The sequence below is a fragment of the Streptomyces sp. DSM 118878 genome, assembly GCF_052936595.1.
In genome coordinates, this window is sequence record NZ_CP193622.1 from 6557506 (window position 1) to 6576864 (window position 19359).

Consider the following 19359-nt stretch of genomic DNA (forward strand, 5'->3'; position numbering starts at 1 on the left):
ACAAGGCGATCGAAGCTGTTTCCCGTTTCCTTCTCCGACAGCGAGGCGCCGCAAGCTCATGAGGGCAGTCGGGTTCGCCCTCATCTGGGCTGTCTGCTCCGTGCGTTCACCTCCGCGAGGAGGGCGCTCAGCAGCTCATTCCGCGTGAGGACGCGGAGGTGGCCGGGGTCGGCGTCCCATTCGCGGCCACCGGAGAGCGGGCGCAGTTGGACGCACGGGCCCTCGTGCCCCATGACCCGTCCGACGCGGTCGCGGGAGCTGTCGTGGACGGCTTCCCCGACAGCGGGGCCGCCGTCGGCATCCTCCGTCACCCGGAGAGTCCCTTCGTGATCACATCCGCGAGCATCAGGGCGATGGGCGCCGAGCACACCCCCAAGTGGACCAGGGCGTAACCGGCTTCGGCCTCGCGGTCGTCCGCCCAGGGCGTGCGGATGTCCATCGCGGGGAGTTGGATGCCGGCCTGGGAGAGGGCGGTGGCGAGGGCATCGCGGGCTTCCAGGGCTTCCTCGACGTCGGGGGCGGGGGTGGGGTTCATTTGGGTCCTCGTGGGTGCGGTTCGCTGATTTCATGACCGGCCTACGCTGGGTGAATTACGCTGAGTAGCCCGGCCGTCACGAGAATGCGCCGGGATGTGGGCGACCGGGTTGTGGACGGGGCGGTGGTTCCCCGTCGCGCGGAGGTGGTTCCACAGGTTCCACGTCGGTCCCGCGAACGCCCCCGGAAGGAGCGGTATGTCGCAACGACGCGTCATCACCGGTCGCAGTCAGGAACCCCGTCAGCGATTCGCCCAGGAGTTGCGGACCTTGCGGGCCGCGAGCGGGATCAGCCTGCGGGCGCTGGGTGAACGGCTGGGCTGGGACTGGTCGCTGTTCGGCAAGATGGAGAAGGGCGAGACACTCGGCAGCCCGGAGGTCGTCCAGGCCCTCGACACGCACTACGGGACGCCGGGCCTGCTGCTGGCCCTCTGGGAGCTGGCGGCCGGTGACCACACGCAGTTCCGCGAGCGGTACCGGCGGTACATGGCGCTGGAGGCGGAGGCGGGTAGTTTGTGGCACTTCGCGGTGAGCGTGCTACCGGGGCTGTTGCAGACAGCGGGGTACGCGCGGGAGGTGCTTGCGGCGGGCGGGCTCAAGGGGAAGGAGCTTGAGCAGCAGGTGGAGGCCCGGATGGGGCGGCGGGAGTTGCTGACGGGGGAGGATGCGCCGCCGTTCCGGACGATCCTGTCGGAGGCGGTGCTGCGGACGCCGTTGCGGGATGTGGAGGAGTGGCGGGGGCAGTTGGAGTACCTGTGGGAAGTGACGGAGCGTCCCCACGTGACGGTCCATGTGCTTTTGCAGAGTGCAGGTCTACACGGCCTCGTGAGCGCCGACATGTGGTACCTGCTCCTTCCGGATGGCAGGACCGTCGCGTATACCGAGAATGGATACCGGGGCGAACTCATCGAGGATGCAGGCCCGGTCGTGCGTTTGCAGAAGAGGTACGATGCGGTGCGCGACATGGCGCTAAGCCCGGCTGAGTCGCGCAAGTTCATCCTGCGGATTCTGGAGGAAGCAAAGTGCGATCCATCGACCTGACTGCCGCCTCCTGGCGTAAGAGCAGCTACAGCAACCAGGACGGTGGGGCGTGCGTCGAGGTCTCCGACGACTTCGCCGCTGCCGTCCCGGTCCGGGACAGCAAGGTTTCGCACGGTCCTGTCCTCGTGTTCCCCGCTACTGGTTGGGCCTCCTTCGTTGCGGCGATCAAGGGCGGGCAGTTGAGCGACTGAGAGGCCGGAGTTCAGGCGTCCCGGTCAGTAGGGGGTAATCGTGTTGACCGCCCCCGGCGAACAGTGCTGGAGTCGGCGCGTGGACAGCATCCCCGCCAATCGGCGGCTCTGGAACCAGATCAGCAGCGCCTACCAGCATCGGCACGACCCGCGAATCGGCGCCACACCCCGGCTGTGGGGCATGTACTCCATTCCCGACGCGCACCTGCACGCCCTGGGCGACGTCACCGGCAAGCGCGTCCTCGAACTCGGCTGCGGTGCCGGCCAGTGGTCCAGGGCACTCGCGGCCGAGGGCGCCACCGTGGTCGGGCTCGACCTGGCTGAGGCCCAACTCGCCGCGGCCAGTGGCGCTATGGGAGCCGTCCGCTACCCGCTGGTGCAAGGCGCCGCCGAGCGACTCCCCTTCGCCTCCGACAGCTTCGACCTGGTGTTCTGCGACTTCGGTGGGCTCAGCTGGGCGTCCCCGCATCTGGCCGTCCCGCAGGCCGCACGCGTCCTGTGCCGAGGCGGACGCCTGGTGTTCAACGTCGCCAGCCCATGGTTCGAAGCCTGCTACGACGAAGCCGCCAGTCGCGTGACCACGACGTTGCAGCAGGACTACTTCGGGCTGAACACCATCGCCGAAGGCGACGGCGCGACCAGCTATCAGCTCACCTACGGCGACTGGGTCAGGGTCCTGCGCGGCGCGGGTCTCGTCATCGACGACCTCATCGAGCCGCGGCCCGGACCCGGCACACCCAACGGCTACAACGAAACCGACCCACCCGACTGGGCACACCGCTGGCCGGCGGAACTGCTCTGGGTGACCCACAAGCCGTAGCACTCAGCCCGCCGCCCCCCGTGCCCCGCCCTCCGTCCCGTCCGGGCGCCACGTGGCCGTCACCGTCAAGTGGGCCTGGCCGCTGCCGTTCACGATGCCCAGTTTGAGGTCCTGGCCCACCTGCACGCCGAAGGTGACGGTGATCTCGGTGGGCGGCGTCGACGCGGTGTTCACCGCGGCGTGCACCTCTTGTACGAGCGGGCCGAGCGGCTTGAGCGTGGCGCGCAGCGTGTCGGTGGCGAGCGCGGGGATGTTCCGTGCGCGGGCGACGGGTACGGCGGGGCCCAAGCCGTTGGTGACGGGGCTCGCCTCCTCCGTCAGGACGAACCGGACCGTGGTCCCGTCGTCCAGGGTGAGTCGCGGCTGCTGAGAGTCGGTCAAGACGGCTCCTCCTGTGTGTACGTGGGTGTCTACCTGGTCGTCAGGAACACGGCGGTCCCTCGGGTGTGCCCTCGGGGAGCAGCCTGCGTTCCGCCGCGGTGTAGTCGCGTCCTGCGGCGTCGCAGAGCGCGCGGAATTGCGCCTCGGGACGCAGGTCGATGGTCTGTCGCGCCGTCCCCGTGTCCACCACCAATCGCTCCCCGTCGACGTGGAACAAACCCCTCATCAAGGGGACCGAGAAGTCGCTCCCGCCTCTGCCCGGGTCGACGAAACGGAGTCGATCGTCACGGAAGACCATCACGTGACCGTCCGTGGTGAGGCCGACGAGGCCGTCCTTGTCGTCCGCCCAGGGGATGCCGCGCGTGTATCGCTTCCTCTTCGGTACGTTCCAGACCCGCGCCTGCGCATCGTCGTTGACGACCGCGAGGTACGTGCCCGTCGGATCGAAGGCGAGCAGGGCTTCGTAGGGCGCACTGGCCGATCCGTAGCTGATGGGGGCGCCGTGCAACGTGTCGACGCGCCTGGGCGCCCGTAGGTCCCACAACGAGATCTTGCCGCGCCTGTCGGTGACCGCGACCTGCCCGGGGTGCCCCGGCCTCGCCACGAGCTGATCTCCGACGTAGCGGCCGTCGTCCGGACTCCCGTCCGCGGGTGTGCCCCGGTCGAGGGAGAAGGGGCGTGTTGTCACCCTTCCATCCGCGGCGTCGACCCGCGCCAGCCGTCCCCGGGAAAGCAACGCGATCTCACCGCCGCCGACACCGACCACACCCTGGATACGGTCGAGGCCCGGCAACGCGTCGTCCAGAGCCACGGGACGGGAACTGAGGTCGTCCGCCGCGTACGACCGGTTGAGGCCGAGGCCTTCGTCCCACACCACGAGCCGTCGGGAGTCGGCGGTCCACGTGACGGTCCACCTCACCGGCTTGTCACCCTTTGGTCCGGGAACCCGAATCGACCGCAGTTCCCTGCGGGAGGCGCCGAGGATCGCGAGCCGGCCCTCCGAGGAGACCTGGGCGAGGAGCCGCCCGTCCGGGGACAACGCCTCCGTGTCCACTTCCAGGATGCCGAACGGGGACCGCTTGCCGCCGATCGGTTCGGCCCGTGCCTCCACCAGGGTCGAACCGACGGCCGTCAGGACCGTGAGCCCGTTTCCCTCCCCCGGGAAGGCCGCGACAGCGGTCGCCACCACGGACGCGTCGCCCGAGTCCGGCACCCGGGTGTGGAAGGCGCGGCCGGTGCGCACATCCGTCAGGGTGTGTTCCGCGTAGTCGTGCCTCTCGCTCGCCGGATTGCGCGGCCGAGCGGTCCTGATCTCGTAGCGGCTGGTGGCGTCGGTGACGCTGAATCCGCCGGCGGCGGGTATCCGATACGGGCGTCCGGGTGCGCGGCCGAGCTTCAGCGCCCGTCCGTCGTCCTGGACGGCGATCTCCCCGCCCGCCCGCAGCGAGGCCGGTGTGGCCATGCGTGTGGAGTGCAGCCGGTGCCCGGACGACAGGTCCCGTACATCGACGACGTCCCTGGTCGCCGCGGAGGAGCGGAGTGTAGCCACCGCGTCCGCGTCGGCCGTGAACGCGACGTCGTCCAGGTCGGCCGGCAGCGCGATCCGGTCGATGGCCTTCCCCGGGTGTCCGGAGTCGGTGGCCCACACGTCCATGAAGGCCGAACCGCACTTCCGCGCCTCGGCCGCGCACCCTTCGTAGGGATAAAACAGCAGCAGACGCTTGCCGTCGCCGCTGAAGTCGAGGACCCTCCGCGGATCCTTCTTCTCCGCGTCGAGTCTGTGCGAGCCGGTCTCCAGGGTCACCGGGCGCTTCGCGCCGCCTGCGCTCGTCCGCCACAGCAGAACGTCTCCCTGCCCGGCGGCGACCGCGACATGACGCCCGTCGGGGCTCACCACGGTGACCAGGTTGCCCTCGGGAACGCCGCTGAGCTTCCGCGCGCGGGGCTCACCGTCACGGGCGCCGGTGACCACGGTGACCGTCGACCGTTCGCCGCCCGAGGGCTTCGATTCCACCACGAGCACCCGGCCGTCCTCGCTCGCGGTCAACTCGTCGACGTTGCCGTGCCACAGCGACGGGTGGGTGCCCGTGACGAACTGCCCCCGCATGTACTGGTTCATCAGCGCCTGCCGGGCACGTGAGGTGGGCTCCGTGTGCCATGCGGCCAGGGCCAACTGGAGCGCGGTGGCCGGGTCGTTCGGCGGGCGCTCCTCCGCCACCTGGGCGAGGGTGCTCGCTGCCTGGGTGCGGAGCTGGAGCTCGGTCCGCCGGAGGCTCTGGTAGGTGGTGAACGCCAGGATGACCGCGAGGACGGTCAGCACGCCCAGCACCGCCACGGCGGCCCGCCGCAGCCGGGAGCCACGCCGTGCGTGGTTCCTGCTGAGGTGGATGTACTCCCGTTCGGCCGACGAGATGTCGTCCGGGTCGGGATGCGCGCCGAGCCGGCACTCCGCCTCGGTCAGGTCCGTGCCGCTGAGCAGGCGGGCGGGCTCGCGCTGTTGGGACTGCCAGCGGTGCAGGTCGGCGCGTACCTGCTCCTGCCAGAGGCGGAAGTCGCGGGAATCGGTCAGCCACTGCCGCAGGAGGGGCCAGTGCGTGGTCAGTGCCTCGTGGGCCAGGTCGACGATCTCCTCGTGCCCGTCGCCGCCCGGCGCGTGGGAGAGGACGACGAGCTTGCCCGGCGCGAGCCGGTGTGCGAGCGCGACGAGTTCCGGTGCGAGACCGGCCGTGCGGGTGGGTCTACGGGTGAAGGTGTCGCCCTCACCCGGGCGGGCGAGCTGGACCAGGAGCCGCTGGGCGAGGACCTGATCGGCCGCGGAGAGGTTCTGGTGGGCGAGGTCGGCGTAGCCGACGAGCGCGCCCGCGACTCCGCCCAGGTCGTCGTAGGCCGCGTGGGTGAGCATGGCGCGGCTGCGCCGCCGCCACAGCTCGGTCAGCGCGAACTGGACCAGCGGCATACGGCCGGGTTCGTCGCCCGCGTCGGCGACGATCCGCTCCGGCAGGCCCGCCTCGAACCACAGCCCGGGGACGGTGTCGACCGGTGCCGTCACCGCCTGCCGGAGGTTCTCGGCGGCGAGAGGCGCGAGGAACCGGACGGCGTCGCTGATGAGGTCGGAGGTGCCGGCCGTGATCAGGACATCGAGCGAGTCGGGGCGTGCCGTCGCGATGATCCGCAGCTCCTCGCCCGCCAGGTCGGCCAGCAGGCCGAAGAGCGCACGGGCGGCGGCCGGTTCACCGGCCACGTACTCCTCAAGCTGGTCCACGAAAAGGACGCGTCCTGAGCCGCTGCTCCGGCCCAGCACCCGGGCGCGCACCTCGGAGGTGACGCCGTGGCCCGCGTCGAGCAGACCGGCCAGCTCCCGCGCTCTGGAGAGACGGCCGACCTCGCCCAGCCCAGGTTCAAGCACTTCGGTCAGCGCCCGCGCGACGACGTCGGCAGGGGGCACGCCCAGCAAGGGCCGCAGTTCCGTCACGTCGGCCCCGGCCGCCCGCAGCCGGGGAAGCACCCCTGCCCGCACGAGTGACGACTTGCCGCACCCCGAAGGCCCGGCCACGAGCGTCACGGCACGCGTGCGGACAGCGGCGAGCAGCCGTTCGGTGTCGGCGTCCCTGCCGTGGAAGAACTCGGCGTCGTCCTCGGTGAACGCGGCCAGGCCCTGGAACGGGCAGCGGGACTCCAGCGTGGCCTCGTCGATCAGATGGGCCGAAGGCAGCAGGTACGCGGTGCGCTCGCTCAGGTGGGCGGCCACCGTCATCCCGACGACGCCGCCTTGCGTGTGGTCCCAGACCGGCGCCCCGCTGAACCCCTCCGCGACGCGGGGGCCGGGCTCGTCCGCCTCCATCTGCACCCAGCCGGCCCCCTGACCGGCGCGCAGCGTCCCGTACGCCCAGATTCCCTGACTGGCGCCGGCCGGAAAGCCCATCGTCCGGAAGGTGTGCCCCCACACGCCCGTCCCGTCGACCAGGGGTGCGGGCCGCGCTCCCTCGACCGGCGCGTCGAGCCTCAGCAGCGCCACATCGGCGTCGCCCGTACGCCAGGACTCCACCGTCGCGCGCGCCCGGGGGCGGCCGGGGAGCAAGGGAAAGTCGATGTCGACGGCACCGTCCGGAGCTTCGTCCGGCCCGGTCTCCGACTCCGATGCCGATGCCGCTGCCGGTGACAGTGCTCTGACGACGACGTGCGCGCAGGTGCACACCACGTCCTCGGTGACCAGGAACCCGGCCCCGACGACCTCTCCGTCACTCGCGCGCACCCGTACCTGCGACGCCTCCAGGACGTCGCTTCCCCGTACAGCGGCCATGGGCAGCCCTCACATCCCCTGCGCCTTGGGGACACGTCAACAGCTAGGTGGCGCAGCCTTTCACTGGTGTCACTTTACGCACAACACCCGTGTGCAGCAGGGGCTTTGGGGTCACTTCGCCGTCGGCGGGGCGGTCGCCCGGGAGAGCAGGTGGAGTGCGGCCTGTGACGGGGAGCCCGGCTCGGTGACGGCGAGCACGATGTGCCGTTCGTCGTCCTGCGGGGAACGCAGGCTCTGCTGCGTCACGGTGAGGCTGCCGACCAGCGGGTGGTGCATCTCGTACTCCGCGGAGTCGCAGGGGCTGACCCGGTGGTCGGCCCACATGGCGGCGAACTCCGGGCTTTTCACGGTCAGTTCGCCGACGAGTGACGTGAGCAGCGCGTCGTCGGGGTGTCGGCCGGCCGTCATGCGGAGGTTCTCCACGACCGCCCTCGCCTTGCTCGGCCAGTCGGCGTACAGCGCGCGGGTGTGGGGGTCGAGGAAGACCAGCCGGGCCAGGTTGGGGCGGTTGCCGGGATCGGCCGGCCCGGCCGGGTCGACGTGGGAGGCGAACAGCGCGTGGCCCATGCGGTTCCAGGCCAGTACGTCACTGCGCCGCCCGCTGACGAGGGCGGGAACGTCACCGAAAGACTCCAGCAGGTGGGAGATCGCCGCGTCGACGTGTTCCGGCGGCGGGTGCTCGGCGACCGCGCGCCGCTTCACGCTGTCCGCCAGGTCGTGGAGGTGACGCTGCTCGGCCCCGTCCAGGCGCAGGGCCCGGCCGATGGCGTCGAGGACCTCCGGTGAGGCGCCCACGGACTGGCCCTGTTCGAGACGTGTGTAGTACGAGGAACTCACGCCGGCCAGCAGTGCCAGTTCCTCCCGGCGCAGGCCGGGGACCCGGCGCCGGTCTCCGTAGTCCCGGAGCCCGACGTCCTCGGGGCGCAGCTTGGCGCGCCGCGTCTGGAGGAAGTTCCCGAGTTCTCGCTGTCCGCTCATGAGGCCCAGTATGTGCGCCCCGCCGGCCGCGAACCTGACCCGGTCAGGGATAGGCACGGCCCGGTCTGGCTCGGCCGCCGCGATGCCGCTGACATGGGTCCCGCACCGTTCATCCGCCGCGACGGCGGCACTTTCCGTGCGGTGCGCCGCTTCCCGTCACCGGCCGCCGGTCGGCCCGACCCCTGCCCCTGACCCCTGACCCCTGACCTGTATGGAGAGCAACGTGAACACCATCACCCTGGGTGACATCAGCGTCACCCGCATCCGGGAGTACTACGGACCCGTGGACATGACTCCCGAGACGTTCTTCCCGGACAGCCCGGCGCAGGCATGGGAAGAACACCGCGCCATGCTGGTCCCGGAGTTCTTCGACGACGAGACCCGGATCGTCAACTCGGCGATCCAGACCTGGCTGTTGCGCAGCGAGGGCAAGATCATCCTCGTCGACACCGGCGTGGGCAATCACAAGGAGCGCCCGTACGCCCCTGTGTGGAGCCGGATGAATACCGGATTCCTCGACAACCTCGCCCGCGCCGGAGTCCGCCCCGAGGATGTGGACATCGTGATCAATACGCATCTCCACATTGATCACGTGGGCTGGAACACGTATCTCGACGGGCGTACCTGGGTTCCCACCTTTCCCAACGCCACCTACCTGATGCCCAAGGACGACTTCGACTTCTGGAACCCGGAGAACGGCCACAAGACCGTACTCGGGCGCGGCAACCAGAACGTGTTCGAGGACAGTGTCCTGCCGGTGCACCAGGCGGGCCGGACGCTGCTGTGGGAGGGCAGCCACCGGATCGACGCCGGGCTGCGCCTGGAGGCCGCCCCGGGACACACCCCCGGCTCCTCCGTACTGACGCTCGCCTCCGGCACGGACCGCGCGGTCTTCGTCGGCGACCTGCTGCACAACCCGGTGCAGATCCTCGAACCGGACTCCAACAGCTGCTTCTGCGAGGACCCCGCACAGGCACGCGCCACCCGTCACAAGGTGCTGGGCCGGGCGGCCGACGACAACGCCCTCGTCATCCCCGCGCACCTGGGCGGCCACGGCGCCGCGCAGGTGGCACGCGACGGCGGCAGGTTCGCCGTCAAGGGCTGGGCGCCCTTCTCCCCGTACGACGAACAGGGCTGAGCCAAGCCCTGAGGAAAGGCACTCCAAGTGAACCAGCACACCGGCCCCGCCCCCGTCGTGGCCACCACCCGGGGCTCCGTCCGCGGCCTGCGCCAGGGCGGCGTCCACACCTTCCTGAACATTCCCTACGCCGCTCCGCCCCGCGGCGCCGACCGGTTCGCGGGGCCCCGCCCGCACGAACCGTGGGACGGCGTACGGGATGCCACGATGCCCGGCCCCAACGCCCCGCAGTCCGAACGCAAGCTCGGCCGCGTGGACATGTCCCCCTACTTCGGCGCCGGCTGGAGCCGCGGCGACGACTACCTCACGGTCAACGTCTGGACGCCCGCCGACGCGGACGGCGACCTGCCCGTCATGGTGTTCGTCCACGGCGGCGGATTCGTCGCGGGGTCGACGCGGTCCGCGTTGTACGACGGCTCCGCCTTCGCCCGCGACGGCGTCGTCCTCGTCACCCTCAACTACCGCCTCGGCATAGGCGGCTTCCTCGACATCCCCGGAGCGCCCGCCAACCGCGGCCTGCTCGACGTCGTGGCCGCGCTGCGCTGGGTACGGGACAACATCGCGGCCTTCGGCGGCGCCCCGCACAACGTGACCCTCTTCGGCCAGTCGGCGGGAGCGACCGTCGTCGGGGGAGTCCTGGCCACTCCCGAGGCCGCGGGCCTGGTCCGCCGGGCGATCGTCCAGAGCGGCAGCGGCCTGGGCGCGTTCACGGCCGAGCAGGCCGCCCGCGTCACCGGCGCGGCGGCCCGGGCCCTGGGCATCGAGCCGCACGTCGACGCCTTCGCGCGGATCCCGGACGCCCGCCTGGTGGAGGCGGCGTCCGCGGTCACCGGCACGGACCTGCGGACGGCCACCCACCACGACCCGCTGATCGGGCTGAGCCCCTTCAGCCTGGTCCTGGACACCCAGCCGGCCGCCGGTGTCGCCGCGGGCCTCGCCGCCGACGTCGACCTGCTCGTCGGGACCAACACCGAGGAGGGCAACCTCTACCTGGTCCCGGTGGACGCGTACGCCACCTCGACCCGCGCGGACGTCGACGCCGTCGCGGCACGTGCGCACCCCGATCCGGGCCGGCTCGTGGACACCTACCGCGAGACCCGCCCGGGGGCGACCTTCGGTGAACTGCGGTCCGCCATCATGGGCGACGCCCTGTTCGGCGCGGGCAGCCGGGCCCTGGCCGACGCACATGCCGACGCGCAAGCCAACACGCGCGCCGGCCGGACCGGGGGCGCCACCTACCGCTACGAGTTCGCGTGGCGCTCCCACGCCCTGGGCGGAGAACTGGGAGCCACCCACACGATGGAGCTGCCCTTCGTCTTCGACCTCACGCGGCTGCCCCAGTTGTACGGTCCCCACGCCCTGCTCGGCCCCGACGGGCCCCCCGCCGATCTCGCCCCCCGCGTGCACGAGGCGTGGATACGGTTCGCCGCGACGGGCGACCCCGGCTGGGACCCGTACGACTCCGAGCGCAGGGCCACGATGCGTGTCGACGCCGACTGGGCCCTGATCGACGACCCTCGCGGCCGGGAACGCCGGGTGTGGACCTGACCCGGCGCTCCCTTGCCCCCGACACACGCTGCCGGGGCACGGTCACACGGTCAGCTCGCGTACGTCTCGAACTCGGCGATCCTCGGGGTGCCGGTCGAGCCGGTGATCTCGAAGGTGACCTTCTTCAGGGACGTCCGGGGGAAGGTGATGACGCCCGCGCCGCTGCCGGAGGTCAGGACCGCGCCGGTGTCGCCGTTGACCACGCGCCAGGCGCCGACGCGGCCCGTGGCACCCGCCGACTCGCGGATGTTCACCTTGGACACGGCGGTGGCGGTGCCCCACTTGATCGAGACGGAGCCGGTCGACCCGGAGGGCGACCAGTAGGTGTTCAGGTCACCGTCGCGCACGTTGCCGTAGCTCGTCCCGGAGGCCTTGTCGGAGCCGTCCGCGCCGGCGCCGATGCTGAGGTTGGTCCCGGTGGGCGGCGTGGGGTCGGTGGGGTCCGGCGTGGGGTCGGTCGGGTTCGGCGTGGGGTCGGTGGGGTCCGGGGTGGGGGTCTGCGGGGTGCAACTGCCGTCGGAGACCTTCATGCCCTTGCCGGCGCCCGCCGTCTGCGCCACGACGGACGGTACGCAGGAGGCCGCGTCGAGCGCGAAGGAGTACGGGATGGAGACCGTGGTGGTCGACTTGAGGTCCGGACCGGCCGGGTTGGTGTCGCTGCTCGGGGGCGACCAGGTCACGTTGTCCAGGATGTTGCCGCTGACCTGCCAGTAGCCCTTCGCGTCGGTGTAGAAGGTGCCGAGGACGTCCTTGGAGTCCTCGAAGTAGTTGTTGTCCACCTTGGCCTTGGCTCCGGCGCGGGAGTTGATCCCGGATTCCTTGAGCCGCGCGTAGTGGTTGTTGTACATGTGCGCGGTGCCGCCGCGCAGCAGCGGGGCGCGGGAGTCGATGTTCTCGTACAGGTTGTGGTGGAAGGTGACGAACCCGTTGGAGAGTTCGCTCTCGCTGGAACCGATGAGACCGCCGCGTCCGGAGTTGCGCAGGGTGCTGTAGGACAACGTCACGTACTGGGTGTTGTCCTTCATGTCGAAGAGGCCGTCGTAGCCCTCGGACTCGCCGCCCGAGGCCTCCAGGGAGGAGTGGTCGACCCAGACGTTGCGCACGTCGCTCTCCATGCCGATGGCGTCACCGCCGTTGGACGTGGGAGAACCGGACTTCTTGACGTTCTTGACGGTCACGTTCTGAATGATGATGTTGCGCGACTCACGGATGTGGATCCCGAGTTGGTCGAACACGGCGCCGCTGCCCACACCCACGATCGTGACGTTGCTGATCTGCTTGAGCTCGATCACCCCGGCCGCCGTGTTGCAACTGCTGCCGGATACCTTGGTGGTGTTGCCGTGGTTGATGGTGCCCTCGACCTCGATGATGATCGGGGTGCTGCTGCTGGCACGCCCGCACAGCGCGGCGTGGATGGCGGTGCCCGTGGTGGCCTTCACCGTCTGCCCGCCGGCGCCGCCCGTGGTGCCGCCGTTCTGGGAGGCGTAGCCGGTGGCGCTGCCGACGACGCCGGCGGGCGCCGCCGATGCCTCGTCGGACATCGTCAGGGCGGCGCCGGTGGCGCCGGCCAAGGCCATCACGGCCACGGCCGCGGAGAGCCGCAGGGCGATTGGTCTTCTCATGTTCGTATCCCTCTTCGTCGTTGACGGGCCCTGGTCCGGCTCGGCTTCCCGACCCCGGCCGGACCTCTCGCCGGACAGGTGGCGGCTACCGCGCGAGGGCATGACAGAGTCATGACAAGCACTGCCGCCGGGAAGCGGAGCTGATGGGAGCCGCGGTAAGGGGAAAGCGCTTTCTGCCGCGAGAATAGGGGGGTCGCGAGGAGGCTGACAAGGCTTGTGCAGGGGCCGAAATGCTCCTGGCGCGGCCCGCGTGCGGCGCCGCACGTGTCACCGCCGCACCGCGGCGTCCCCCTACCGCGTTCCGCCCGTACTCCGTGTCGGGTGCACGCGTTCAAGCTGGGTCCAGCCCGTCCAGCCGCGTTCCTTCAGCAGCTCGATCAGCCGACGGGCCGGCGGCAGGGTGGCGAACACATGGGTGTCGAGCAGCTCGGCGAACGGTGGTTCGAGGGCGGTGTCGTCGACGTAGGAGTCGCCCTGTTCGTCGGCCACTTGCGTGATGTAGGCGGCCAGCTCGTCGGCCAGTTCCACCAGCCGCGGGTCGTCGTCGGCGCGGTCGAGGGCACTGCTCAGGGTGAGATAGAAGTCGATGATCCGCGGGTCGGCGATCTGCTCCCGCTTGCGTGCCATCCACTCCGGGACGCGCTCGGGGGAGCGCGCGGCCAGCGGGATCCAGCCGTCGCGTTCGACCCGGACAATGCGTTCGTCGACCCCGAGGGCCCGCAGCCGGTCGAGGAACTCGACCACCTCCCGGGGCAGCGCCAGGCTGTCCCCGGCGGTGAGGCGGGCGATCCGCTCGCGGTGCCGCTGCCGCTCCCGGATCTCCGCCCGCAGCCGCTCGTCGATGTCGGCGACCGCCGCGGCGAACTCCTCCTCGCCGGCCCGCAACAGCTCCCGCACGCGCGCCAGCGGGACCCCGGCATCGGCGAGGGTGCGGATCCTGACCAACTCGACCACGGCGGCGGCGTCATACCTGCGATAGCCGGAGTGGTCCCGCTCCGGCTCGGGCAGCAGCCCCTTGGCGTGATAGTGCCGCACCGCGCGGACCGTCACTCCGGCATACGACGCCAGCTCGCCGATGGTCAGCATCAGATCAGTCTCCTGACGGCGGACACTAGCTCGCGGCCCGGGTCCGGTAGAGGCGCCGCGCCCAGAGATGACCGGTCAGCCCGATCACCACACACCAGCCGATGGCCAGGAGCACGTCCGGGCCATCGGGCGACCCGGCCAGCAGACCGCGGAAGGCGTCCATGACGGGGGTGTACGGCTGGTGCTCGGCGAACCACCGCAGTCCGGCAGGCATCGACTCGACCGGCACGAACCCGCTGCCCACGAACGGCAGCATGATGAAGATCATCGGCCAGTTGCTCGCAGCCTCCGGGTTCGGGCTGAACAGGCCGAGCGCCACGGTGAACCAGGTCATCGCGTACGACAGCAGCGCGAGCAGACCGGCCAGGCCGAGCCACTGCGGCGCCGAGGCCGCGGTCCTGAGGCCGAGCGGGAACGCCACGCCGAAGACCGTCAGGAGTGCCAGCGCGGTCTGGATCATCGCCCCGAGCACATGGCCGGTGAGCACGGAGACCCGGGCGATGGCCATGGTCCGGAACCGGTCGATGATCCCGCCCGTCATGTCGGCGGCGACGGAGACCGCGGTGCTGATGGACACGCTCGCCACCGCCATCACCAGGATGCCGGGAACGATGAACGTCAGGTAGTCGCCGCGGCCCCCCGCCGGGGCTCCGGGCAGGCCGGCGCCCATGGTGCCGCCGAAGACGTGGACGAACAGCAGCAGGAACAGCAGCGGCAGGCCGATCAGCATCAACGTCTGCGACGGGTACCGGACCATGCGCTTCAGGTTGCGGCGCAGCATGGTCGCCGAGTCACGGACGGCATACGTCGCGCCGCTCATGCCCGTACCGCCCGGGGAGTCTCGTCGGCGGCGGGGCGGTCCGTGAGAGCCAGGAACACGTCGTCCAGGCCGGCGGTGTGCACGGCGAGCCCGGTGACCGCGTCGTCGTCGAGCCCGGCCAGCAGGCGTCGCAGGGTGGTGAGGCTGCCGTCGTGCGGCAGGGACAGGGTGAGCGCGGCGGCGTTCGGGCTCGCCCCGGGGAACTCGCGCGCCAGCCCGGCCAGCCGCTCGCTGTCGGCGGCCTGTAGCTCGATGCGGCCGCCGGGGACCAGCCGCTTCAGCTCGGCCGCGGTGCCCTCGGCGACCAGCCGGCCACTGTCGAGCACACCGATCCGGTCGGCGAGCTGATCGGCCTCCTCCAAGTACTGGGTGGTGAGGAAGACGGTGGTCCCGTCCGCCACCAGCTCCCGCACGATCCCCCACAGGGCGCGGCGGCTGCGCGGGTCGAGGCCGGTGGTCGGCTCGTCGAGGAAGATCAGCCGGGGCCCGGCCACCAGGGTCATCGCCAGGTCCAGCCGCCGTTTCATGCCGCCGGAGTACGTCGCCGCCCGCCGGTCGGCGGCGGCGAACAGGTCGAACCGCCCCAGCAGTTGCCCGACCACGCTCTCCGCACGGGCGCGGTCGAGGTGGCCGAGGTCCGCCATCAGGCGCAGGTTCTCCCGCCCGGTCAGCAGCTCGTCCACGGCGGAGAACTGTCCGGTCACCCCGATCGACGCACGCACCTGGTCCGCCTCGCGGCGTACGTCGTGTCCGGCGACACGAGCCTCACCGGCGTCGGCGGGGAGCAGCGTGGACAGGATGCGGACCGTGGTGGTCTTGCCGGCTCCGTTGGGGCCGAGCAGGGCGTAGACAGTGCCCGCGGGGACGGTCAGGCCGACCCCCGCCACCACCTCGTGGTCACCGTAGGACTTGCGCAGCCCGGCGATCTCGATCGCGTTGGTTCTCGTCGTCATGCCTGCCATGCTGCGAGGTTGCCCCTGCGTCAGGGTCAACCGCGGCGCGGCCTCAGAGGCAGGCCCTCGGCGCATCGCCATCGGATGCGCCGACGGTCGCCGACCATGGAGCGGGACCCGGAGATGTACGCATCACCTCCCTGGTCCAGCGGTTACGTGTCGCGCAGGGCGGTGCGGGACCTCTTGCGTGCAGTTACGCACGCCGGTCTTCCTGCGGACCAGGGAATGGGCTCAGCCCGCCGGCGCGGGGTCCACCGCGTAGACGTAGCGGAAGGATTCGTACTCGCCGCAGGTCCAGAGGACGTTCTCGGTCTTGTCGTAGCTGAGGTCCTCGGGCCCGACAGACAGGTTGCTGCGGTGCGTCGGGCTGGTGGCGCCCGGCTTCCAGGAGCGCAGAGTTCCGCGGGCGTCGCCGGCGCTGACCGACAAGTAGTACGTGTCGTCGACGCTGACGGCGCCCTGAATGCTGCGCTGGCCCACGGTCCTGCCGCCGCGGCGGCGGGTGATCGTCCTGACGTCGGTGCCGACCAGTTCGTCCGGGGCGGTGCTCAGCTCTGTCAGGGGCAGGCGCAGCACCTTGGGGCGGGTGCGCTCGTTGGGGACATACTCGCTGGCCACCATGGTGTGGGCGGAGCCGGTGCGGTCGACGGAGACCGCTGAGTAGCGGAATCGCCGTCCCGCATTGTCGTAGGCGGCGATCTGCGGGAGCACGTACTTGTAGTTGTAGCCGTAGTAGTCGCCTGCGTCGCCGTTGCCGTCTTCGATGAGGCCGACCACGTTCGGGCGGTCGTCGCGCACCCGCATGATGCGGGTGAGGTCGAAGACGCGCAGGCCTTCGAAGGTGTCGGCGACGTAGAGGGTGTTGCCGTACCAGGCGATACCGCCTGCATGCCGCTGGATGGGGGCGAAGGTGGGGAATCCGCCGCCGGTGCGGTACGGCTCCACCAACAGGACGTGCCGGTACTTCGGCCGCGCGGTGCGCCAGTCCACAAGGGACAGGCGCATGCCCTGGTCGACGCGGCCACCGAGGTCGTACCAGCTCACCATGACCGTGCTGACCGGAGCGCCGAGGGAGTCGTAGGTGGTGCTGACTCCCTGCGGGCGCCAGCCGCTGGCCAGTTGGTCACCGGGAACCTGCCAGTGGAAGCCGAAGGCATACTGCTCGGCGATGTTCCGGCCCTCGGCGGTGTCGATCCTGGTGCCTTGGCGGTTGGCGTCGGCCAGAACGGCGTCGACGGAGACCGTTCCCAGCACGGCTGCAAGGGCCTCGACCGTGGCCGCGTACGGCGCGCGGTTGCCGCGGACGTCGGCGGTGAGTCGCTTGTCGAGTCGGTAGTCCTGAGGGGCGGCGAGTGCCGGGGTCGATAAGGCGAGGGTGCCTGCGGTGGCTGCCAGTGGTGCGGCGACTCCCGCACCGAGGAGCGTTCTCCTTGAGATAGTCATGACAATGGAGCGTATGAGCGGAATCTCAGCGACAGAAGAGGCGTTGACCGGATTACCGGGCGACGCGTCGGGTCATTTCGTTGGTCGTCTCCTACGTGTCCGTGTCCGTGTCCGTGGCTTGGGTGCGGCGGCGTCCCAGCAAGGCGGTTCCCGCGATCACCAGGCCGATGGCGGCGACCTTGGCCGCCCCCAGGTAAGCCGTCGGCGACCCCTCCGAAGTGCCGGGCAGTCCGAGGAAGACCCACGCTGCCGCGGAGGCGCCGAAGACGATCAGCCCGACCGCACCCCACGTTCCGATCCCCGCCCACCAGGGGTCCGGGGCGTGGGGCTGCTCGTCGTTCCGCTCAACGCCGTTGTCTGTCACGCTCTGTTCTCCCTGTGGTTCGCCTGGGACACCCGGATTGCCGTGACCTATTGTTGAGCAGCGTCGAGGTGGCAAGGGCAGGCGGGGGGCTCGTGGGTGGGACGCCATACACCGATTACCGCGGTGCTGCCGCCGTCGCTGCGCGCGTGGCTCGGGGTGGTCGCGGCTCTCGCCGCGCTGGTGGTCGTCGCGCTCGGGGTCATGTACGCGGGGCACAGCCAACCCGGCACGGTGGACCGGTGGTTCGTGGAGCCGACGGCGGACAGCGTGCGGCCGCCGTGGCGGTACGTCGCTCTGGCCACGGACTTCCTGGGGGAGCCCATCGGGGCGGCGGTGCTGGTGGTGGCCGCCGTGGCGGGCTGCCTGTGGCGTCGGCGGCCCCGCGCGGCGGTGTTCATCGTGGTCGGCGTCTGCGTGGCCGTGGGGACGACGACGCTGATGAAACCTCTGGTGGGACGCACCATCCACGGGGACGGCAACCTGGCCTATCCGAGCGGGCACACGGCCTTCCTCACCGCGCTCGCCCTCATGGCGGCGCTGCTCGCGACCGGCCGGCTCGGCCTGGGCAGGGCGGCCGGTACGTTGCTCACGCTCGCCGCGGCGCTGGCCGCCGGCGCCGCCATGGGCTGGGCGGAGGTCGCCCTGAGCGCGCACTACGTGACCGACGTCCTCGGCGGCTGGTGCACCGCGCTGGCGGTGGTACCCGTGACCGCGTGGCTGGTCGACCGGGCGGCCGACCGCCTCGTCGACCGGCGGGCCGAGCAGGGGGCCGAACGGATGGCCGGCGCCTCCGGTCAACGGGAATGTCGCTGACGCCGCGTCACCTCAAGCCAGGCGGCGGAACACCGGCCTCACCGGGCGGCCGCCCTGCCAGGGTGTGGGGTCGGCCGTGTCCAGGGCCTTTCGGTATACCGCGCATGCCTGCGCCACCACCTCCACGGTTCGGTCGATGTCGGCCTCGCTGAGCGCGCTGCTCACCACGAACGACGGGGCGAGCACCCCGCCCGCGAGGAGCCGGCGCAGGAACAGCGTGCGGTACCGCTGTGACGGCTGACCGTTCTCGTCGAGCGTGGCGAAGACCAGGTTGCTGGCCCGGCCCCGGACCACGACGTGGTCGCCGACGCCCATGCCCGCCGCGGCGTCGCGCACACCGGCCGCCAACCGCTCGCCCAGGGCGTGCAGTTGGGCGGTGATGCCCTCTTCGGCGTACGTGCTCTGCACGGCCATCGCGGCCGCCAGGGAGTGTGTCTCCGCGCCGTGCGTGGTGGACAGCAGGAACACCCGTTCACCGGAGTGGCGCAGCCCGCCCCGCTCCATCAGCTCGCGGCGCCCGGCCAGGGCGGACACGGCGAACCCGTTGCCCAGCGCCTTGCCGAAGGTGGAGAGGTCGGGGACCACCCCGTACAGGCCCTGGGCGCCCGCCTCGGACCAGCGGAAGCCGGTGATCATCTCGTCGAAGACCAGGACGCAGCCGTGCCGGTCGGCCAGTTCGCGCAGGCCCGCGAGGTACCCGGCAGGGGGCTCGGTGTGGCCCGCGGGTTCGAGGATCAGGCAGGCGATCTCGTCCTGGTACCGGGTGAGCAGCTCCTCCGTGGCGGCCAGATCCCCGTAGGGAAAGGACACCGTGAGGTCGGTGGTCGACGCCGGGACACCGGCGGGCATCGGCGTCGTACCGATGAACCAGTCGTCGACGGAGAAGAACGGATGGTCGCCGCAGATGGCCACCCGCGGACGGCCGGTGACGGCGCGGGCCAGGCGCACCGCGGCGGTGGTGGCATCCGAGCCGTTCTTCGCGAACTTCACCATGTCGGCGGTCGGCACGGTGGCCAGGAAGCGTTCCGCGGCCTCGACCTCCACGATGGACGGCCGGGCGAAGTTGCTGCCGCGGTCGAGTTCGCGTCGTACCGCCTCGGTCACGCGCGGGTGGACGTGTCCGAGGCTGACCGAGCGCAGGCCGGAGCCGTACTCGATGTAGCGGTTGCCGTCGACGTCCCACACGTGGGCGCCGCGGCCGTGGCTGATGACCGGGGCCAGGTCCTCGGGGTACTGGTCGTCACCCTTGGCGTACGTGTGCGCGCCCCCGGGGATCATGGCGTGCAGCCGCTCGTTCGCCCGCCGCGACCCGGCGAGGTTCATTTCCC

The 19359-nt window shown here is 71.1% G+C and carries 18 protein-coding genes; 6 read left to right on the forward strand and 12 right to left on the reverse strand.

What is annotated here, in order from left to right; all coding sequences use genetic code 11:
• Window positions 1-80: 80 nt before the first annotated feature.
• Window positions 81-311 (reverse strand): hypothetical protein, encoded by a 231-nt coding sequence (locus tag ACRAKF_RS29080; protein WP_447040497.1) that lies wholly within the window; start codon window positions 309-311, stop codon window positions 81-83.
• A complete protein-coding gene (locus ACRAKF_RS29085; RefSeq protein WP_447040498.1) occupies window positions 308-535 on the reverse strand; it encodes a hypothetical protein in 228 nt (75 codons plus the stop codon). Before ACRAKF_RS29085 ends, ACRAKF_RS29080 begins: the two co-directional genes overlap by 4 nt.
• 196 nt (window positions 536-731) lie before the next feature.
• On the opposite strand from ACRAKF_RS29085, the gene ACRAKF_RS29090 reads away from it, so the two are divergent.
• From ACRAKF_RS29090 to ACRAKF_RS29100, 3 genes are all read left to right on the forward strand, one after another.
• A complete protein-coding gene (locus ACRAKF_RS29090; protein ID WP_447040499.1) occupies window positions 732-1574 on the forward strand; it encodes a helix-turn-helix domain-containing protein in 843 nt (280 codons plus the stop codon).
• Window positions 1556-1765, forward strand: coding sequence for a DUF397 domain-containing protein (locus tag ACRAKF_RS29095; protein WP_447040500.1), 210 nt, complete (start codon window positions 1556-1558; stop codon window positions 1763-1765). The genes ACRAKF_RS29090 and ACRAKF_RS29095 overlap by 19 nt, the downstream gene beginning before the upstream one ends.
• A gap of 79 nt (window positions 1766-1844) precedes the next feature.
• Complete coding sequence (locus ACRAKF_RS29100) at window positions 1845-2585, forward strand: class I SAM-dependent methyltransferase (RefSeq protein ID WP_447040501.1); 741 nt, start codon at window positions 1845-1847, stop codon at window positions 2583-2585.
• A 3-nt stretch (window positions 2586-2588) separates the two neighbouring features.
• Here the strand turns inward: ACRAKF_RS29100 and ACRAKF_RS29105 are convergent, their stop codons facing one another.
• From ACRAKF_RS29105 to ACRAKF_RS29115, 3 genes are all read right to left on the reverse strand, one after another.
• On the reverse strand, window positions 2589-2966 hold the full coding sequence (locus tag ACRAKF_RS29105) for a CU044_2847 family protein (RefSeq protein ID WP_447040502.1): 378 nt from the start codon (window positions 2964-2966) through the stop codon (window positions 2589-2591).
• Between the two features lie 40 nt (window positions 2967-3006).
• On the reverse strand, window positions 3007-7266 hold the full coding sequence (locus ACRAKF_RS29110) for an nSTAND1 domain-containing NTPase (RefSeq protein ID WP_447040503.1): 4260 nt from the start codon (window positions 7264-7266) through the stop codon (window positions 3007-3009).
• Window positions 7267-7377: 111 nt separating this feature from the next.
• Window positions 7378-8244, reverse strand: coding sequence for a helix-turn-helix transcriptional regulator (locus ACRAKF_RS29115; RefSeq protein ID WP_447040504.1), 867 nt, complete (start codon window positions 8242-8244; stop codon window positions 7378-7380).
• Between the two features lie 223 nt (window positions 8245-8467).
• Between ACRAKF_RS29115 and ACRAKF_RS29120 the strand changes: the two genes are divergently transcribed.
• Together ACRAKF_RS29120 and ACRAKF_RS29125 are read left to right on the forward strand one after the other, a co-directional pair.
• Window positions 8468-9382, forward strand: coding sequence for an MBL fold metallo-hydrolase (locus ACRAKF_RS29120; protein ID WP_447040505.1), 915 nt, complete (start codon window positions 8468-8470; stop codon window positions 9380-9382).
• A gap of 27 nt (window positions 9383-9409) precedes the next feature.
• A complete protein-coding gene (locus ACRAKF_RS29125) occupies window positions 9410-10930 on the forward strand; it encodes a carboxylesterase/lipase family protein (protein ID WP_447040506.1) in 1521 nt (506 codons plus the stop codon).
• A gap of 50 nt (window positions 10931-10980) precedes the next feature.
• Here the strand turns inward: ACRAKF_RS29125 and ACRAKF_RS29130 are convergent, their stop codons facing one another.
• The 6 genes from ACRAKF_RS29130 to ACRAKF_RS29155 all read right to left on the reverse strand — a co-directional run bounded on the left by ACRAKF_RS29130 (window position 10981) and on the right by ACRAKF_RS29155 (window position 17218).
• A complete protein-coding gene (locus ACRAKF_RS29130; RefSeq protein WP_447040507.1) occupies window positions 10981-12552 on the reverse strand; it encodes a pectate lyase family protein in 1572 nt (523 codons plus the stop codon).
• Between the two features lie 291 nt (window positions 12553-12843).
• Window positions 12844-13638: a MerR family transcriptional regulator gene (locus tag ACRAKF_RS29135; protein WP_447040508.1), complete on the reverse strand. Its 795-nt coding sequence runs from the start codon at window positions 13636-13638 to the stop codon at window positions 12844-12846.
• Window positions 13639-13663: 25 nt separating this feature from the next.
• Complete coding sequence (locus ACRAKF_RS29140; RefSeq protein ID WP_447040509.1) at window positions 13664-14458, reverse strand: ABC transporter permease; 795 nt, start codon at window positions 14456-14458, stop codon at window positions 13664-13666.
• A complete protein-coding gene (locus ACRAKF_RS29145) occupies window positions 14455-15411 on the reverse strand; it encodes an ATP-binding cassette domain-containing protein (protein WP_447040510.1) in 957 nt (318 codons plus the stop codon). Before ACRAKF_RS29145 ends, ACRAKF_RS29140 begins: the two co-directional genes overlap by 4 nt.
• Before the next feature lie 231 nt (window positions 15412-15642).
• Entirely contained in the window at window positions 15643-16854 is a 1212-nt protein-coding gene (locus tag ACRAKF_RS29150) for a hypothetical protein (protein WP_447040511.1), read from the reverse strand.
• Between the two features lie 91 nt (window positions 16855-16945).
• Entirely contained in the window at window positions 16946-17218 is a 273-nt protein-coding gene (locus ACRAKF_RS29155) for a hypothetical protein (protein WP_447040512.1), read from the reverse strand.
• A gap of 96 nt (window positions 17219-17314) precedes the next feature.
• On the opposite strand from ACRAKF_RS29155, the gene ACRAKF_RS29160 reads away from it, so the two are divergent.
• A complete protein-coding gene (locus tag ACRAKF_RS29160; protein ID WP_447040513.1) occupies window positions 17315-18031 on the forward strand; it encodes a phosphatase PAP2 family protein in 717 nt (238 codons plus the stop codon).
• Window positions 18032-18043: 12 nt separating this feature from the next.
• Here the strand turns inward: ACRAKF_RS29160 and ACRAKF_RS29165 are convergent, their stop codons facing one another.
• On the reverse strand, window positions 18044-19354 hold the full coding sequence (locus ACRAKF_RS29165; RefSeq protein WP_447042230.1) for a glutamate-1-semialdehyde 2,1-aminomutase: 1311 nt from the start codon (window positions 19352-19354) through the stop codon (window positions 18044-18046).
• Window positions 19355-19359: the final 5 nt, after the last annotated feature.

Bases quoted from the DNA above. Each gene is read 5' to 3' on its own strand.
- ACRAKF_RS29110 (WP_447040503.1), bottom strand. From the start codon at position 7,266: ATGGCCGCTGTACGGGGAAGCGACGTCCTGGAGGCGTCGCAGGTACGG.
- ACRAKF_RS29085 (WP_447040498.1), bottom strand. From the start codon at position 535: ATGAACCCCACCCCCGCCCCCGACGTCGAGGAAGCCCTGGAAGCCCGC.
- ACRAKF_RS29150 (WP_447040511.1), bottom strand. From the start codon at position 16,854: ATGACTATCTCAAGGAGAACGCTCCTCGGTGCGGGAGTCGCCGCACCA.
- ACRAKF_RS29115 (WP_447040504.1), bottom strand. From the start codon at position 8,244: ATGAGCGGACAGCGAGAACTCGGGAACTTCCTCCAGACGCGGCGCGCC.
- ACRAKF_RS29090 (WP_447040499.1), top strand. From the start codon at position 732: ATGTCGCAACGACGCGTCATCACCGGTCGCAGTCAGGAACCCCGTCAG.
- ACRAKF_RS29130 (WP_447040507.1), bottom strand. From the start codon at position 12,552: ATGAGAAGACCAATCGCCCTGCGGCTCTCCGCGGCCGTGGCCGTGATG.
- ACRAKF_RS29135 (WP_447040508.1), bottom strand. From the start codon at position 13,638: ATGCTGACCATCGGCGAGCTGGCGTCGTATGCCGGAGTGACGGTCCGC.
- ACRAKF_RS29145 (WP_447040510.1), bottom strand. From the start codon at position 15,411: ATGACGACGAGAACCAACGCGATCGAGATCGCCGGGCTGCGCAAGTCC.
- ACRAKF_RS29140 (WP_447040509.1), bottom strand. From the start codon at position 14,458: ATGAGCGGCGCGACGTATGCCGTCCGTGACTCGGCGACCATGCTGCGC.
- ACRAKF_RS29165 (WP_447042230.1), bottom strand. From the start codon at position 19,354: ATGAACCTCGCCGGGTCGCGGCGGGCGAACGAGCGGCTGCACGCCATG.